The organism is Enterobacter sp. Li2LvB3 (genome assembly GCF_056156645.1).
Window position 1 is genome coordinate 42,041 of the sequence record NZ_JBSICG010000026.1, and the last position, 16,660, is coordinate 58,700.

The 16,660-nt window shown below is 54.4% G+C and carries 10 protein-coding genes; 3 read left to right on the forward strand and 7 right to left on the reverse strand.

Going from position 1 to position 16,660, the window contains the following annotated elements; genetic code table 11:
• Nucleotides 1–29 precede the first annotated feature (29 nt).
• Both yhjD and ACS603_RS19205 read left to right on the forward strand, forming a co-directional pair.
• A complete protein-coding gene (gene yhjD, locus ACS603_RS19200) occupies nucleotides 30–1,007 on the forward strand; it encodes an inner membrane protein YhjD (protein ID WP_182062885.1) in 978 nt (325 codons plus the stop codon).
• A 273-nt stretch (nucleotides 1,008–1,280) separates the two neighbouring features.
• On the forward strand, nucleotides 1,281–2,603 hold the full coding sequence (locus tag ACS603_RS19205) for an MFS transporter (protein WP_182062886.1): 1,323 nt from the start codon (nucleotides 1,281–1,283) through the stop codon (nucleotides 2,601–2,603).
• 54 nt (nucleotides 2,604–2,657) lie between these two features.
• Here ACS603_RS19205 and ACS603_RS19210 read toward each other — a convergent pair whose 3' ends face one another.
• Nucleotides 2,658–4,700, reverse strand: a complete 2,043-nt coding sequence (locus tag ACS603_RS19210) for an AsmA family protein (RefSeq protein WP_182062887.1) — start codon at nucleotides 4,698–4,700, stop codon at nucleotides 2,658–2,660.
• A 124-nt stretch (nucleotides 4,701–4,824) separates the two neighbouring features.
• Nucleotides 4,825–5,598 (reverse strand): cyclic-guanylate-specific phosphodiesterase, encoded by a 774-nt coding sequence (gene pdeH, locus ACS603_RS19215; protein WP_182062888.1) that lies wholly within the window; start codon nucleotides 5,596–5,598, stop codon nucleotides 4,825–4,827.
• Nucleotides 5,599–5,829: 231 nt separating this feature from the next.
• On the opposite strand from pdeH, the gene kdgK reads away from it, so the two are divergent.
• A complete protein-coding gene (gene kdgK, locus ACS603_RS19220) occupies nucleotides 5,830–6,759 on the forward strand; it encodes a 2-dehydro-3-deoxygluconokinase (protein WP_315687210.1) in 930 nt (309 codons plus the stop codon).
• Between the two features lie 46 nt (nucleotides 6,760–6,805).
• Here kdgK and ACS603_RS19225 read toward each other — a convergent pair whose 3' ends face one another.
• From ACS603_RS19225 to bcsZ, 5 genes are all read right to left on the reverse strand, one after another.
• Nucleotides 6,806–8,299: a M16 family metallopeptidase gene (locus ACS603_RS19225; protein WP_182062890.1), complete on the reverse strand. Its 1,494-nt coding sequence runs from the start codon at nucleotides 8,297–8,299 to the stop codon at nucleotides 6,806–6,808.
• Between the two features lie 226 nt (nucleotides 8,300–8,525).
• Entirely contained in the window at nucleotides 8,526–9,812 is a 1,287-nt protein-coding gene (locus tag ACS603_RS19230; RefSeq protein ID WP_182062891.1) for a dicarboxylate/amino acid:cation symporter, read from the reverse strand.
• 159 nt (nucleotides 9,813–9,971) lie between these two features.
• Nucleotides 9,972–11,978, reverse strand: a complete 2,007-nt coding sequence (gene hmsP, locus ACS603_RS19235; RefSeq protein WP_474944731.1) for a biofilm formation regulator HmsP — start codon at nucleotides 11,976–11,978, stop codon at nucleotides 9,972–9,974.
• 119 nt (nucleotides 11,979–12,097) lie between these two features.
• On the reverse strand, nucleotides 12,098–15,568 hold the full coding sequence (gene bcsC / locus ACS603_RS19240; protein ID WP_474944732.1) for a cellulose synthase complex outer membrane protein BcsC: 3,471 nt from the start codon (nucleotides 15,566–15,568) through the stop codon (nucleotides 12,098–12,100).
• Nucleotides 15,550–16,656: a cellulose synthase complex periplasmic endoglucanase BcsZ gene (gene bcsZ, locus ACS603_RS19245; RefSeq protein WP_474944741.1), complete on the reverse strand. Its 1,107-nt coding sequence runs from the start codon at nucleotides 16,654–16,656 to the stop codon at nucleotides 15,550–15,552. Before bcsZ ends, bcsC begins: the two co-directional genes overlap by 19 nt.
• Nucleotides 16,657–16,660 lie beyond the last annotated feature (4 nt).

A 16,660-nucleotide genomic window follows, 5' to 3' on the forward strand; every position in this document is an offset into this window, starting at 1 on the left:
CATCCCGCCAAACGAATAAGGAAAAGCGTGTGACGCCGGAAAACAACCAGCAACGTCCCCCACAGGAAAACACCCCAGGAAAAGCCGTCAACGCGCTGAAAACCGTCACCAGCACGGCACAGAAGATCCAGCGTCGGCCTTTGATTGCTCATCTGATACGCGCGACTGAGCGCTTCAATGATCGTATGGGGAATCAGTTTGGCGCCGCCATCACCTATTTCTCATTTCTGTCGATGATCCCCATCCTGATGGTGTCGTTTGCTGCCGCAGGTTTTATTCTTGCCTGGCATCCGACGTTGCTCCAGGACATCTTCGACAAGATCCTGATGAACGTCAGCGACCCTACGCTCGCGGGTACGCTCAAAAGCACCATCAATACCGCCGTGCAGCAGCGTACCACCGTTGGTCTGGTTGGTTTGCTCATTGCGCTCTATTCCGGCATTAACTGGATGGGAAACCTGCGTGAAGCCATTCGCGCCCAGTCCCGCGAAGTATGGGAACGCACGCCGCAGGAGCAAGAGAAAATTTGGGTTAAGTACTTCCGTGATTTTGTTTCGCTGATTGGCCTGCTTGTGGCCCTGATTGTGACGCTATCCATTACCTCTGTTGCCGGTTCAGCACAGCAGATGATTATCTCAGCGCTCTATCTCGACAGCATTGAATGGCTTAAACCTGCATGGCGAGGCATTGGGCTGGCCATTTCTGTCTTTGCCAATTACCTGCTGTTCTTCTGGATATTCTGGCGGTTACCACGCCACCGGCCACGTAAAAAGGCGCTGATCCGCGGCACACTGATTGCGGCAATTGGTTTTGAAATCATCAAAATCGTGATGACCTACACCCTGCCAGCGCTGGTGAAATCCCCGTCGGGAGCGGCATTTGGCTCGGTGCTGGGGTTAATGGCGTTCTTCTACTTCTTCGCCCGCCTGACGCTGTTCTGCGCCGCATGGATAGCCACCGCGCAATACAAAGATGACCCGAGAATGCCGGGTAAAACCCACACCTGATGGAATATGCGGGCTGAATAAGAATGCAAAAATTCAGCCCGTTCTATAATTTCAGAATATAAATCCAGTCCGTAACTTTTATTTAACCGAAAACCAGTTTTATCATCTAATATTTAAAAACTGTGAAGCATTTCATAGAAGATATTTTGCTGGTCTGAAAATTATTCGCTTTTTGCTGCTTTTATCGCCATTGATCCGGTTTGTTACAGATTGAAATGTCGCTTTTGCTGTGCGTAATATGGCCGTTCGTTCGTCAAAATATAAGAATATTTTATGCAAGCAACCGCCACAACACTCGACACTGAACCGGAAAGCACGCCGGTTAACTCACGTAATAAAGTTGTCGTCGCCTCGCTGATTGGCACCGCCATTGAGTTCTTCGACTTTTATATTTATGCCACAGCTGCGGTTATCGTTTTCCCGCATATCTTCTTCCCGCAGGGTGACCCAACGGCCGCCACCCTACAGTCTCTGGCGACATTCGCCATCGCCTTCGTTGCGCGCCCGATTGGCTCTGCGCTGTTTGGTCACTTTGGCGACCGCATCGGCCGTAAAGTCACGCTGGTGGCGTCACTGCTGACCATGGGGATTTCTACCGTGGCGATCGGCCTGCTGCCGACTTACGAAACCATCGGCATTATGGCGCCGGTTCTGCTGGCGCTGGCGCGCTTTGGTCAGGGTCTGGGGCTGGGTGGTGAATGGGGAGGTGCAGCGCTGCTGGCAACCGAAAACGCCCCTGCCCGTAAACGCGCGCTTTATGGCTCGTTCCCGCAGTTGGGAGCGCCGATTGGCTTCTTCTTTGCCAACGGCACTTTCCTGCTGCTCTCCTGGCTGCTGACGGATGAGCAGTTCATGAACTGGGGCTGGCGTATTCCGTTTATCTTCTCTGCCGTGCTGGTTCTGATTGGCCTGTACGTGCGCGTTTCTCTGCATGAAACGCCAGTGTTCGCCAAAGTTGCGGCGGCGAAAAAGCAGGTTAAAGTGCCGCTGGGCACGTTGCTGACAAAACACGTTCGTGTGACCGTGCTGGGCACGTTCATCATGCTGGCGACCTATACGCTGTTCTACATCATGACGGTCTACTCAATGACGTTCAGCACCGCTGCCGCACCTGTTGGTCTGGGGCTGCCGCGTAATGAAGTGCTGTGGATGCTGATGATGGCGGTTGTTGGTTTTGGCGTGATGGTGCCGATTGCAGGCCTGCTGGCGGACAAATTTGGCCGTCGCGCAAGCATGATTGTTATCACCTCGCTGATTATCCTGTTTGCGCTGTTTGTCTTCCCGCCGCTGCTGGGCTCAGGCAGCCCTTCGCTGGTGATGGCTTATCTGTTGATTGGTCTGAGCCTGATGGGACTGACCTTCGGCCCGATGGGCGCGCTGTTGCCAGAACTGTTCCCGACTGAAGTGCGTTATACCGGAGCATCTTTCTCCTATAACGTCTCTTCTATCCTGGGGGCATCTGTTGCGCCATATATTGCCACCTGGTTACAGGCTAACTATGGTCTGTTCTATGTGGGTGTGTATCTTGCGGCGATGGCGGCACTGACGCTGATTGCGTTGCTGCTGACCCACGAAACTAAAGATCATTCTCTGTAAGCGGGTCATGCCGGGTGGCGGCTTCGCCTTACCCGGCACAAACAGACCGCACCATCACTTCTTCATCTGCGCCAGAATAGTCCGGCACTGATTCGCATCCCCTTCCGACGGTGATACCAGAGCCAGCAGTGCTGCCGCTGGCGTCACCAGCGTAGCCAGCGCCGCCGCAACCGCACCACGCGCAATCAGCGGCCCGGCTTTCACACCCGCCTGCGGATACTTGAACGAACCGCGCACATACAGCGGTGAACGCAGGGTGATGATACGAATGCCCTTACTCTCAGGATCGATAGTCAAATCCAGCTGTTCAGAGGCCATACTGGCCGTCCCGGTGACATTGATAACGGCATTTTCCGTGTCGAAGGCAAAAATCTGCGGGCGCGCAACGCCATTGACCAGATCCAGGTTCGCCGCTGCGCAGTTCACACGGATTTCATCGTCGCCAAAAATCTGCCCGATAATGTAGTTACCGACGTTAAGCCCGAGGATCTCCATCAGATTCCGGCTTACCAGCCCGTCATTCATCAGGAGCTTCAGGTTGCCGTTACTACTGCCCAGCAACGCCGCCACCGAATTACCCACACCGCGAATATCCGCATCGCCGTTCATCTCGCCCAGGGTTTTCTGCATCAGTGCAATATCCGGCATCAGTTGCTTTAGCTTCAGCCGCCGCGCCTGAATATCCGCCTGCCCGTGCATCGGCTTTTTATCCCCTTCAAGATGAATATTGGATGAGATAGTCCCGCCCGCCAGGCCAAATTTCAGCGGCTGTAAGCGCAGGTCGGCATTTTTAAGGATCAGGTGCGTGGAAAGGTCGCTGATGGGCAAGGTGCTACCGTGCTCGATTTTGCGCCCTTTAAAACGGACATCGGCATCCATGACGTTCCACTTGTCGGTTTCAAAGCGTTCATAAGGCAGGACTTTACCCGCCGGCTGGGGATCCTTTTTGACATCTTTGGTCTTCGTGCCTTTACCAGAATCGATACCAATCAGCGGCCCCAGATCGGCCAGGCGTAGCTGGCGAGACTCCATATCGCCTTCCAGTTTTGGGCGTGGTTTTCCGGTGGTATACGTCAGAGAACCGTGGATATCGCTATCCCCAATCCGGCCATTAAAATCGCGGTAATTGAAAACTGACGCAGTTTGCAGGTCGATTTTCGCCGTTAAATGCCCGTCGGTTTCAAAAGGTGGCGTATCGGGCAGCAGTACGCCGGTCAGGTCATATAGCTCGCCAAGTGAATCCCCGGCGAATTTCAGCCGCAGGTCAACACCGCCCATTTTCATTGGATCGTTAACCGTACCCACGAATGCCACGCGGGTATTCCCCGAGCGAAAATCTGCCTGTACCGGGAAGGGTGTACCTTCACTTCTCAGCGCCAGCATCCCGCCGATTTTACCCGTGCCGCTCAGAGGCTGGCCGTTGTAGCGCCCTTTCGCCGTCAGGCCAAACACGTAATCGCCTGCTTTGCTGTTGTCCCCTTTCTCTTTGCTGCCCGTAACCTCACTAAACGGCAGCGGTTTTCCCAGCGGATCGACCATGATCTCCACATCCGCTTTACTCACCTTGTCATCAATGAGGATCCGCCCGCGATCGAAAAGAATATTATCCAGGCGAAAAGACCAGGACGACGGCTGGGCATCAGGCGTGCTGTCGCCACTGCTGGCGAGGTTGAACGTCCAGTTGTTATTTTTTTCAGATAAGCGGATCAGGCGCGCATCTGGCTGCTGGAGTTTGATCCACGGCAGATAGACCGTTTTGGTCAGTAGCGCGAGAGGGGCCAGCGTGGCTTCAACACGCGGCAGGTGCACCATAGTGATGTCGGGAATATCCGGCGGATTGCCAAGAATGATGTCATCGGCGTGAACATGCGGCCAGGGCACCCAGCTTCGCCAGCCGGTTTCCTCTTTCTGCCGCTCCCAAACCACGCCCAGATCGCCGCGAATGGCAAACGGCCGGTTCAGTTCGGTAGAGACTTTCTGGTTGATGGTCGGTTTAAGGCGGTTCCAGTCAAACGTCGCGAGAATGATGATTGCCACCACAATCAACAACAAGAAAATCCCACATCCCCAGGTGACAATCCTGGTTGTTTTCGTCATTGTTTCCCCCTTACCAGATAGCCTTACCTTTCATCAATATAGCTCATGACACAGGTAAGCGGGGGGCCACTGCGTCCGGTAATAATGCGTAAGTGCGACGCACTATTACGGGAAACAGATTACTTTACAACGTAATAACGACGTTATTCAGGGTATCCATCGGGACAGGACGAGAGAGGAAATAGCCTTGCGCTGCTGCCGCAGGTGAGTTTTGCACATCACGCCACTCTTCCAGCGTTTCAACACCTTCAACAATGACACCCTGGCAATAACGGTTCATCAGTTGCAGGAGCAACGTGAACAGATTTCGGCCTTCCGGCGTCTGGCGCAGCATAATAAACAGGTCGCGAGCCACTTTGATGTAGTCATAGCGCACTTCACTGAGCGCGGAGAAGTTCGCCATACCTGTACCAAAGTCGTCCAGCCACAGCGGGCCAAACTCACACATAGTGGCAAATGACGAATCCTGAGGCAGGCTGACGTGCTCCACCAGCTCGAAGCGCATCCACGGCAGCGTGGCGATCAGCTCCTGCAATTTTGCGTTCTGGCGCAATGCTATCAGGGTCGGGCCGTCTACATTCACCGACGCAAGAATGTTGTGCTGAGTGAAAAACTCATGCTTTGTCGACAGCATTTTCAGCTGCTCTTCCAGCACATCGATACGCTGGCGAACGGCCACTTCAGCAAAATAGCGATCCGGCGGAATACGCTGCGAAGGGTTCGACGGATGCGTAACAACCGTTAAAATCTCAATGGCCATCAACCGGCCGTCAGTACGGTAGATCGGTTGATAGGTATAGGCACGCTCACATTGCAGCCAGTAGCGATGCTCCTGCAAGTTCTCAATACTTGCCTCAGGCGTAGTGCTTAGCCGCTGGATAACCTGCTCTGACTTCATTTCAGATGTCCTGTTTTATGGGGATGACCTTTCTGGACTCGTCAAAGGGTTATCGGCGGGACAATTGAGAACTTTATGTCCAGTTCGCCGGGAAAATGAAATTAAGATGACAGAAATTATCAGGAATACGCGCTGGCTCAAAAAAAATATTGGAACGTCGTTTTAATATAGTTGACCACATAATCCACACAGCGCACACTGCTTCTAATTTATCTGTTCAGGTTCACGACTATGTCTAAAAAAATTGCCGTGATTGGCGAATGCATGATTGAGCTGTCACAAAAAGGCGCGGAAGTTAGCCGCGGTTTTGGTGGCGATACATTGAACACATCGGTTTACATTGCCCGTCAGGTCGCTCCCGACGCACTCGCCGTGAACTATGTTACCGCACTGGGTACGGACAGTTTCAGCCAGCAGATGCTGGAGTCCTGGCAGAGTGAAAATGTACAAACTTCCCTGATTCAGCAGATGGAAAACCGCCTGCCGGGTCTGTATTACATTGAAACCGACAGCACCGGCGAGCGTACGTTCTACTACTGGCGTAACGAAGCCGCGGCCAAATTCTGGCTGGAAAGCGACGCCGCAGCTGCCATTTGTGAAGAACTGGCTACTTTTGACTATCTCTACCTGAGCGGGATTAGCCTGGCGATTTTAAGCCCGTCCAGCCGCGAAAAACTGTTGTCATTACTGCGTGAATGCCGCGCCAATGGCGGTAAGGTGATTTTCGATAACAACTACCGCCCTCGTCTGTGGGCCAGCCGCGAAGAGACGCAGCAGGTTTATCAGCAGATGCTGCAATGCACCGACATCGCGTTCTTAACGCTGGATGACGAAGATGCTCTGTGGGGCGAAAAACCGGTCGATGAAGTTATCGCCCGTACTCAGGCCGCTGGCGTGAGTGAAGTCGTGATTAAGCGCGGTGCAGAGTCGTGCCTGGTGGCGATTGCGGGGGAAACCGTTGTGGAAGTCCCGGCAGTCAAATTAGCCAAAGAGAAAGTGATTGATACCACCGCTGCGGGCGATTCATTCAGTGCGGGTTATCTGGCGGTACGTCTGACGGGCGGTACGCCAGAAGCGGCGGCACAGCGCGGGCACCTGACCGCCAGTACGGTGATTCAGTATCGCGGGGCGATTATTCCGCGCGAGGCAATGCCTGCGTAAATCAGGTGGGGGCTGATGCCCCCACCCTAAGCCTCTCCCACCGGCATTACTGCCCCTGCGGAATATCCGTTGCGTCCTGATGTAAATCATCTGCCGTTGTCGTCTGCGCAGCCTGCGGTGCAGTGACCATAATCGAATCCCAGGTTGACTGAAGTTCTTTCATGTCATATTCCGGCTCGCCCTTTGGCTGCAACAGAATCAACGCCATATCCTGCGACAGTTGCTGACGCAAATCCTGATTCAACATATCGACCGTCAGACTGCTCAGGAAGTCCTGACGCAGTTTCTGATACTGTTCCGGCGCAATATCAACAACCTGGTTTTGCAGCGAACGAATACGCTGGCTAATCAGGATATCGGTATCTGCGCGGGCATAGGTCGCAAACAGTTTTTGCAGTTCGAGTTTTTTCTGCGCCACCAGCGCATTAAATTCCTCTTCTGACAGCCCCACCTTGCGTACTTTCGCCAGCTCTTTCGCCACCAGACCCAGGTTCGCATTCAGCTTGTCACCCGGTGATTCCACGTTGATGGCGCACTGGGCGCGCTGGAACAGCACACGGCAGTCAAAGCCCAGGCCGATGTCCTTCATGTTGTTTTTGCTCAGCGTCTGCTGAACGTGCCAGAACAGCGCCTCACGGGCGAGATCCGCACGCCAGTAACGCAACAACGCCGCAGACTCACGAATGGGCTGCCAGGCGGTATCCCACATCATAGAGAGCTTATCCTGACGTACTGTGTCCGTCATAATGCTGACCGGCTCTGCGCGCAGCGGTGAAAGCGTAGGGACAGGGGCTGGCGATTCACGCTTGCCTTTCAGATCGCCAAAGGCCTTGTTGATCTGCTCAACCACCGCACGGCTATCAACATTACCCACCACAATCAGGGTCATTGCATCCGGGGTATACCATTTCTGGTAGAAGGATTTGACCTGCTCAGTATCGACGGGCTGTTTCAGCGGCTCTGCCGGGTCATGTCCCAGCAGCGTGGAGCCTTTCAGGCGGTAGCGCCACCAGCCTTCTTTCGTGTCCACAGGCCAGGTTGCCACCATGTCGCTGTTGCTCAGCGCATAATTTACGGTGTCTGGTGTGATGGCAAGCTTGCCAGTGGCATCAGACAGATAGGTCAGGGCTTCTTTCAGGAGATCGTTACGGTTGTTCGGCAAACTCAGGTTAAACATGGTGTAGTCATAAGAAACGACTGCCGGAGGAAGTGGGCGTTTAGGGTCAATGGCTTGTTGCCAGAGAGAACGCACCTGAACTGCCTGCAAACTGCCGCTCTGGGTGAGCGCCAGCCGGGGAATAAAGTGACTTAAACCGGTCTGCTGAGTGCTTTCTGTCAGAGAGCCTGTATTCACAGACAGACGAATTTCAATACGGTCACTCGGGCGCTGCGGAGTGGCTAAAACTTGCCACTGAAAACCGTTCGCCAGAGTTCCTTGTTGCCAGGCCGGGTCTGGCTGGAGCGCATCTGCCTGCACATAACTGGCTGCTGCCATCATCAGCAAACCGCCGGTTAAGAGTCGAATTTTTGTGCCCTGCATGTGAACCCCTGATCAACATTCCTGGTTAAAAAGAGTGTCTCGTGACGTGGAGCACTCCAAAAGATGACGATGAAAACACTTCGATTAGACCGCGTGTTCTGCGAAACGTCACGGACGGAAGTGAAATATACCTTAAAAAAATCTTGTCGAATTATGACAGGTATGAACAGTTATTATGCGCAGGAGCCCGCATCCCGACAAGGGATAGCGGGCATTTGTGACGATATTAGGAGGATATACCTTGAGTCTTGCTGTCAGAATTGCGGTTATTCAGCGTGTCATCAAGCTTTTTGTGATCCAGCTCTTTCACCCATTTCGCCACCACAACCGTGGCCACGCCGTTACCCACCAGGTTGGTTAACGCACGGGCTTCTGACATAAAGCGGTCAATACCGAGAATCAACGCCAGACCTGCCACCGGTAGATGCCCCACTGCCGAAATGGTCGCGGCCAGAACGATAAATCCACTGCCCGTTACGCCCGCAGCGCCTTTCGAAGAGAGCAACAACACCACCAGTAGGGTTATCTGATGGAAAATATCCATATGGCTGTTGGTTGCCTGTGCGATAAATACCGCGGCCATCGTCAGGTATATCGAGGTGCCGTCGAGGTTAAAGGAGTAACCCGTCGGGATAACCAACCCCACTACCGACTTACGGCAGCCCAGTTTCTCCATCTTATCGAGCATTCGCGGCAGTGCAGACTCAGACGATGAGGTACCCAGCACAATCAGCAGTTCTTCGCGGATATAGCGGATAAACTTGAAGATGTTGAAGCCTGCCGCGCGGGCAATCGACCCCAGAACCACCACTACGAACAGAATACAGGTGATGTAGAAGCAGATAATCAGCTGACCTAGCTGCACCAGCGTACCTACGCCGTATTTCCCGATAGTAAAGGCCATCGCCCCGAATGCGCCGATCGGTGCCAGACGCATGATCATGTTGATGATGCCGAAGATGACCTGCGAGAAGCTCTCAATCACGTTGAAGATCAGCTGACCTTTACTGCCAAGACGGTGCAACGCAAAACCAAACAGCACCGCAAACAGCAGAACCTGCAAAATATTGCCGCTGGCGAATGCGCCGATGACGCTGCCAGGAATAACGTCCAGCAGGAAGGCCACAACGCCCTGGTCTTTTGCCTGCTCGGCGTACATCGCGACGGCTTTGGCATCCAGCGTCGATGGATCAACGTTCATCCCCGCGCCCGGCTGCACCACGTTAACAATAATCAGACCAATAATCAGTGCGATGGTACTGACCACTTCGAAATACAACAGAGCGACTGCTCCGGTACGACCGACAGCCTTCATGCTTTCCATGCCAGCAATGCCGGTCACCACCGTACAGAAGATAATCGGGGCGATGATCATTTTGATGAGCTTAACGAACGCGTCGCCAAGCGGTTTCATTTGCGCGCCTAATTCAGGATAGAAGTGACCAAGCAGAATACCGATTGCGATGGCTGTCAGGACCTGAAAGTAGAGACTTTTGAAGAGTGAGGTTTTCATAGGGTGTCCTTGGGAAGAAAAACCACAGGTTTTGTAAGATTTTGGTTAACCTGCGGCTTTAAAATAACACCCGTAAAACATGACAGAAATAAACTTACATCAACTTTGAAACACGAATGTTAAGAAATTTGAGCTGACTCGCGCAAGCCAGCAACAAATTTACGCTTTTGCATTATTGCTTTCATTCGCCAGATAGCGTTGCTCGAACACATCCGAAGGGACTGCGCGGGCAAAAAGGAACCCCTGTCCGCTCTCCACCCCTGCGGTTGCCAGCCAGTCGCGTTGCGCTTCGGTTTCAATGCCTTCTGCAATCACATGCAGGTTGAGGCTACGCGCCATCTGGATGATGGCCTGCACCATGCTGCTGTCTTCCGGTAGACCGTCAACAAAGGTTTTATCGATTTTCAGCACATCAACCGGCAGGGTTTTCATGTGATGGAGCTGACGCAGCCCGGCATACCCCATGCCAAAATCGTCCAGCGCGATGCGGATCCCGGCATTACGCAGCGGTTTCAGAATAGTGACCGCTTCGTTAGGGTCGTCAATACGGCGGCTTTCTGTCACTTCCAGGATCAGCGTGTCAGGTTTTACCCGATAGCGGTGGATAAGCTCCAGCATCTCCGAAACCATGGTTGGATGCATAAGCTGTAGGGCAGACAAATTCACCGACAGCGGCAACGTGACACCCCGCTCCTGCCAGGCCGCAAGCTGGCGGCAGGACTCTTCAAGCACCCAGTAACCCACGGTGACCATCAGGCCACAGGACTCAATACGCTCAATCAGCCCTTCGGGCAACTCCCACGAGCCATCAGGCTGCTGCATCCGCAGTAATGCTTCTGCGCTTTTGACTTCGCCCGTCAGTAAATTCACCTGTGGCTGGAGCCAGATGGCAAACTGGCGGTTATCCAGCGCGGTCAGAATATCGCTCTCTTCGGTCAGGCGCTGCTGCGCTTTTTCCATCTGCTCCGGTTCGAAGAACTGGATCTGGTTTTTCCCTTTACGACGGGCAGTGAAGGCGGCAGAAAACGCGCGGCGATACAGCTGCTCTGCTGTGAGGTCGCCGTAGAACATGGCGATCCCGATGCTTGCGCTTGGACGTAGCTGAATACCCTGAATGGGCAACCGCTCATTAATGACAGTGAGTACTTGCTGACCTAATGTAATCGCGTGCCACGGCTCTTTCACGCCGTGGGCAATGATCACCAGGTCATATCCGCTGACCTGGGTCAGCACCATGCGCGGAGCCAGGACAGATTTCACCTTTTCCACCAGCGTCAGCAGCAGCACTTCGCGCTGGCTCTCTTTGAGAACACCCGCCGTGTCCTGCAAGGTTTCACAGGCGACAACCATCAGTGCGGTCGTCTGCTGGCGCGCCACGGTCTGCTCCAGCAGGGCCATCAAAAAGGCTTTGTTGGGAAGCTCTGAAACCGGAAAACGGGTCGCACTGCTGTTCAGATCGTCCTGCTGGCGCAAAATACGCTGCTGGTTGAGGTTATAGCTGCGCACCAGCATGCCAATTTCATCGTCATGGTGCAGATGCGGAACTTCCAGCTGATGCCCCACCTGTTCCTGCGGCGAGAGGTTATTCAGCTCGCGAGCGATGCGGCGTACAGGGTGCACAATCAACCGGTTAATACACCAGGTCAGGGCCACGCTGAGGATCAGTGCCAAAAGTAAGTAAGTGGTTACTAACGTAATAACCCAACTCATCACAAATTTATACAGGCGATATGAATCGGCCTGAAGCACCAGATAGGCTAACGGTTGCGGGTTCGCCGGGCGCTCAAGGGAATAGACAGGCAGGGAAATTTGTACCGGCAGCTCAAACAATCGCATGATCATGACCGGAACCGGACGTTCAGGGATAAAACTCATCCGCAGTGCCTGGAACTGGTTAGGCAGAACCACATCCGCGCGGCTGACTATACCAGCAGGCTGGATGCGTTTTAATATCGTTTCCGCCTCAGGAATATCCCCTTTCAGGATAGAGGCAGAAAGTGGCCCACGTACTGCGCGGGCAATACTTTCAAGTTGTGTAGCCGTGTTATAGCGATTCTGCTGTACGGAATGAAACAGCAAAATGACGCAGAAAAGGAAAACAAACAGCATCGTGACGGCAGAAACCATCGCCATCTGTTTGATAGTTAAAGAACGGCTGACACGCAAAATGACTCTCCACAAAACTCAAAGCGCAAGGCGCACCAGGGCGTTAACCTGGTGCGCCTGAGTATACCCGATTGCTGCGTTTATTAGAGAGACTTACAATTGGATTAAGGTAAATCTGATTACCAGTCCGCGTACGGAATGAGCGGCTGCGGTGGCAGATCCATGTCTCCTTGCCAGCCCGCCGCAGAATAACGTACGTAGAGCAGCGCATGGCTCGGGGTATAATCTTTTGCTTCCTGAATATCAACGCCCATCCCGACAAACCAGTTAGACGTTACACGACGTTCAACAATCGCTCTGGCGGTATAACCCGTGCCTGACGAACTGCTGCCGTTTTCCGGCTCTCCCCGGTCCGTATAGTTTGTCGGGATCAGGCTCTGAATGGGATATCGCATTCCATCGTCCGTTTTGGAGTGCGACCAGGAGACTGAACCACCCAGCTCCCATGACCAGTTTTCGGTACGTTTACGCCAGGTCACAGGCAAGGCAAAAGAGACATACTGCTGCGGGCTGTAATAACCGCCCTGGCCCAGCGTATACCCGCTAAGATCCTTGTCGTAATGCCACAGCATATTGCTGACGCCAACGGTCAGGCGCTCATTATTTTTATTAATGAGCTTGTAGTAGTAACCGGTCATCCAGCGAACACGCCAGTTATCTTCCACATTTTTCCCTGTCAGGCTATCAGCACTCAGGCTTGACCAAATGCCGTTCGCCTCACCTTTGTCATAGCTCAGGCTCACGCCGCCACCGGTGGCACGCACGCCGCCCCATGTGGTGTCGGTGTTGGAATCACGCTGCCCGGCAAACGCCAGAAGCGAGCTGGAAATCGGGCGACGGTGGGCGTTTACGGTATAACCAATTGGCCCCAGATCGTTGCTGTAACTCAGGCCACCAACCACATCCACCACGTCGAAACCCATCGGCGTTGTGCCGATGTCCATCGCCCAGGTTTTATTCTGCCAGCCCACGGCAACGCTCGCGCCGTTTGCGGTCTGGTTGGTATTGCCATGACAAGGCGTCGCCGCACAAGTACCCCATTTCGGATCGTACTTTCCGTCTTTGGTGGCAAATGTCCCGGCATCCATGTTGACCAGATCGCTACGGAAGAACATACGCCCGTCAGAAAGCGGCGCATCCACCTGCAACATGGTGGTGTGAGCTTTCAGGTCGGAATAACCGCCCGTACCGCTTGAGCCCCAGTAGTCGTGTTGCAGCGTGACGTTAACGTCTTGCTGACGGTATAAATCACCGGCATCGCTGCGTACGCCGCGCTTCAGCCAGTCGTCGTTCTCGTCGTTACGCGTCAGGCGGGTAAAACTGTCGTTATCCGTTGGACGCGTGGTGGTGATACCAGAAGACACCATCGCGTCTTTATAGGTTTCCAGCGCCTGCTGAGGCTGGCCGTTTTGCGCCTGAAAACGCGAGGCGTCACGCAATACCAGCGCATTATCCATAGATGCAGGCTGCGATTTCGCCTGAGGAATTAGCTTACTGAAGGTTTGCTCCGCTGCGGCGTTATCGCCTAGCCCCGCCTGCGCCATCGCAATCCGCCGCTGCATGTTCAGTGACTGCGGTTGCCCGGCTTTCGCATCCGGGAGTTTTGCCAGTTCGGCGCGCGCGGCGTCTTTATTCCCTTCCGAGATATAGATTTCCGTCAGCCCAAGGATGGCGTCTTCGTTTTGCGGTTCACGCTGCAACACCGCGTTATACGCGGCTTTCGCCTCTGCACGGTCACCACGCTGCTGCGCCCAGTCAGCCAGGGTTAAATCGATACGCGTTGAAGAAGGTTGCTGACGGAGCAGGTTTTCAGCCTCTTGCTCTTTACCGCTGTCCCGCAGACGGCTCGCCGTTTCCAGCACCTGGTTGCTTTGCAGACGGTCAGCCAGCTCCTGGATATTGCCATTCCACTGGCTGCGCGGCAGGGTGTTCAGGTGAGCCAGAGCGGCCCTGTCCTGGTCGTTACCGGAAAGATAAAGCCCGCTGGCGTATACCTGATCAGGATCGGTCGGTTTTTGGTTTGCCAGCTGGCGCATCAGGGTGTCGGCCTGGCTGCGCTGGCCCGCACTGTAGAGATCGCGCGAAAGACGATAAGTTATCCACACATCGCCCGGCGACAGCGCCAGACGACGACGCTGAATTTCCGCAGCCTGGGCATATTTGCCTTCGTTTTCCAGCTGCTCGGCCTGCCGGGACAACTGTTCGTTCGTCAGGCTACGTTCAATATCATCAATGCTGCGGCGCTGGCTGGCAGAAAGTGACTGGATAAACTGCGAGGCTTTTTCCGGTGACTGGGCACGATAGATATTGGCCAGTCCGCGTACGGCGTTACTGTTACCGCTGTCCATACGCAACGCCTGGCGATAGAAACGCTCAGCTGCGTCATTATCTTTGCGCGCCGCCGCCACATCCCCAAGACCGAGCACCGCATAGCTATCGGTGTTGTCGATATTTCGCGCCTGCTGGTAATAGCGTTCCGCCTGCGCGGTGTTGTTCGCTTTAAGCGCGGTATCACCCTGCTGGATCAGCAGCCAGTAGCGGTTAACCTTCAACAGGCTATCCCACTTACCCCGGTTATCGCTCTGCGGATCAAGGGCAATGGCTTTTTCAAACTGCGCCACTGCACGGGCGCGATCGCCTTTTTGCGAATACGCCTGGCCCAGTGCGCCAACGGCCTCGCTGTCGGCATGGTTAGCGCTAACCGCTTTTTGCAGTTCCGTGACCGCTTTACTGCCCTGCCCGGCATCGACCGCCGCTAAGCCTTCGGCTTTTGCACGGAACGTCGGGTCGGCCAGCTGCTTTTGCTGCGCTTCAAGCTGGGAACGCGCCGCTGTCACGCTATCGCCAGTGCTGAAGACAGTCAGGTATTTTTGCAGCGCGCTCACGCTGGCGCTGCTGGCAGGCTGGTCTTTAATCTGCTGATACCACATGTCAGACGCCTGATCGCGGCCATTATTGGTTTTGGCCATATCCTGCAATACCGCGAATCCTTCATCACGGCGTCCGTTCTGGAACATCAGCTGCGCCAGTGTGGCCTGTAGCTGCACATTGCCAGGATTGCTGGCATTGATTTTCTTAAGCTGGTTAATGGCACTGGTACGTCGGGCAGGATCTTTGGCCACCACATTCCAGTACTCTGTTGCTAAATCGCCACCAGGCGGGTTTCCGGCAAAGAGTTTGTCGTAAGCCGCAATCGCTTCCTGAGTGTGGCCTGTTGTGGCTAACAAACGCGCCTGCTGCAAAGCCTGGCGGCCATCCGGCGTTGAAAGCAGCATGGTATTACGGGAAGACTGATACACAGCCGAACCCGGGGCGATCCCTTTCAGGCGATCCAGCTCTTTTTGCGCGCCAGCGGTGTCGCCCTGGCGCAGCAAATAACGGAAACGTGCGGCAATCACATCCGGGTTGTTTGGATCGATAAGCTCAAGACGATAGAGCGACTGGCGAACCAAATCCTCGCGCTGCGTTGATTCGCCCAGACGAACCTGCTCCAGCAGCTGTTTCTGCTGGGGGGAGTTGGCAGCCTGCGCCATCGGCATCAGTGCCAGGCCAAGCGATAAACTGAGTAGATTTAATGTGAACTTGCGCATTCCTGGCCCCAATCCGGTATTAATTCACCTTTTTCGGTGAAGCGAAAACGATGCTGATCCCATCCTTGTCCAAAGAGAGTCAGTACGTAGCTGTAATAGGCGTTGTTATCGGGAAAGTTATCAGCGACACGCTGGCGCTGAACCGCTTGCGCGTCACGGGATTGTAAAAAGGGCAGCAGAGAAGCCGAAAATCCCACCGGGCCGTGACCCGTTCGTTTCCCGCCCGCCACATCCACTTTCTCCGGCGGTATACCCTGTTTTTTTGTCACCGCAGCCATCGGCTGGAAACGCGCCAGCAGTCGGGCTTTTTGCGGGTCTTTGTCGTTCATCATCCCCACCCAGAGATAAACCCGGATGGCATCGTAGCTGCCGACCAGGGTTTTATCCGGCTTCAACTGCCAGCCTTTATTTTTCTGGTATTGCACCCAGTCCGGGGAAAACCCTTTCGGTGCCGTTTCCAGCAACAGGCGCAGGTTAGTCTCGCGAAGGGTTTTCCAGGGAGCGCCAAAGCGGGTGAAATAGCTCGCAAGCTGAGGGGGAAGGTAGCTGGGGTTGAAGCGCCAGGCATTCTCTTCTGCAAAGCCGATTTTGCCCGGCAGCAGCATCGAGCCAAGACCCGGTACTTTTACCACTTCCTCGCTGGCAATACGTTTGAGCAGCGCCTTCCCGGCGCGGGTGTAGCCCGGGTCTTTCCATAACCGACCGGCTTCGAGCAGTGACCAGGCAATCCAGATATCGCCATCAGATGCAGAGTTAGTATCGATGACCGCCCAGGTGTCTTTGTCTTTTTGACCCCACAGCCAGGCGGGCAGACGCTCGTGTAAATCCCCTCCGGCGAGGTTATCGCGCGTCCACATCAGCAACTGGTCAAACGCCTTGCGGTCATTCGCCGCAAGGGCAAAGAACAAAGCGTAACTTTGCCCTTCTGAGGTGGTAATTTTGCGCGTGTCACTGGGGTCAATGACACGCCCGCTCTCGCTAATGTAATCCTTTTTAAACTGCTCCCAGGCAGGCCAGGTGCAGGCGGCGCGAAGATTCGTCGCCGCCAGCATCAACGCTGCTAACGCACACCAGCGAAAGGCTTTCATCACA

Bases quoted from the DNA above. Each gene is read 5' to 3' on its own strand.
- ACS603_RS19210 (WP_182062887.1), bottom strand. From the start codon at position 4,700: ATGACGAAAACAACCAGGATTGTCACCTGGGGATGTGGGATTTTCTTG.
- kdgK (WP_315687210.1), top strand. From the start codon at position 5,830: ATGTCTAAAAAAATTGCCGTGATTGGCGAATGCATGATTGAGCTGTCA.
- ACS603_RS19205 (WP_182062886.1), top strand. From the start codon at position 1,281: ATGCAAGCAACCGCCACAACACTCGACACTGAACCGGAAAGCACGCCG.
- bcsC (WP_474944732.1), bottom strand. From the start codon at position 15,568: ATGCGCAAGTTCACATTAAATCTACTCAGTTTATCGCTTGGCCTGGCA.
- ACS603_RS19230 (WP_182062891.1), bottom strand. From the start codon at position 9,812: ATGAAAACCTCACTCTTCAAAAGTCTCTACTTTCAGGTCCTGACAGCC.
- ACS603_RS19225 (WP_182062890.1), bottom strand. From the start codon at position 8,299: ATGCAGGGCACAAAAATTCGACTCTTAACCGGCGGTTTGCTGATGATG.
- bcsZ (WP_474944741.1), bottom strand. From the start codon at position 16,656: ATGAAAGCCTTTCGCTGGTGTGCGTTAGCAGCGTTGATGCTGGCGGCG.
- pdeH (WP_182062888.1), bottom strand. From the start codon at position 5,598: ATGAAGTCAGAGCAGGTTATCCAGCGGCTAAGCACTACGCCTGAGGCA.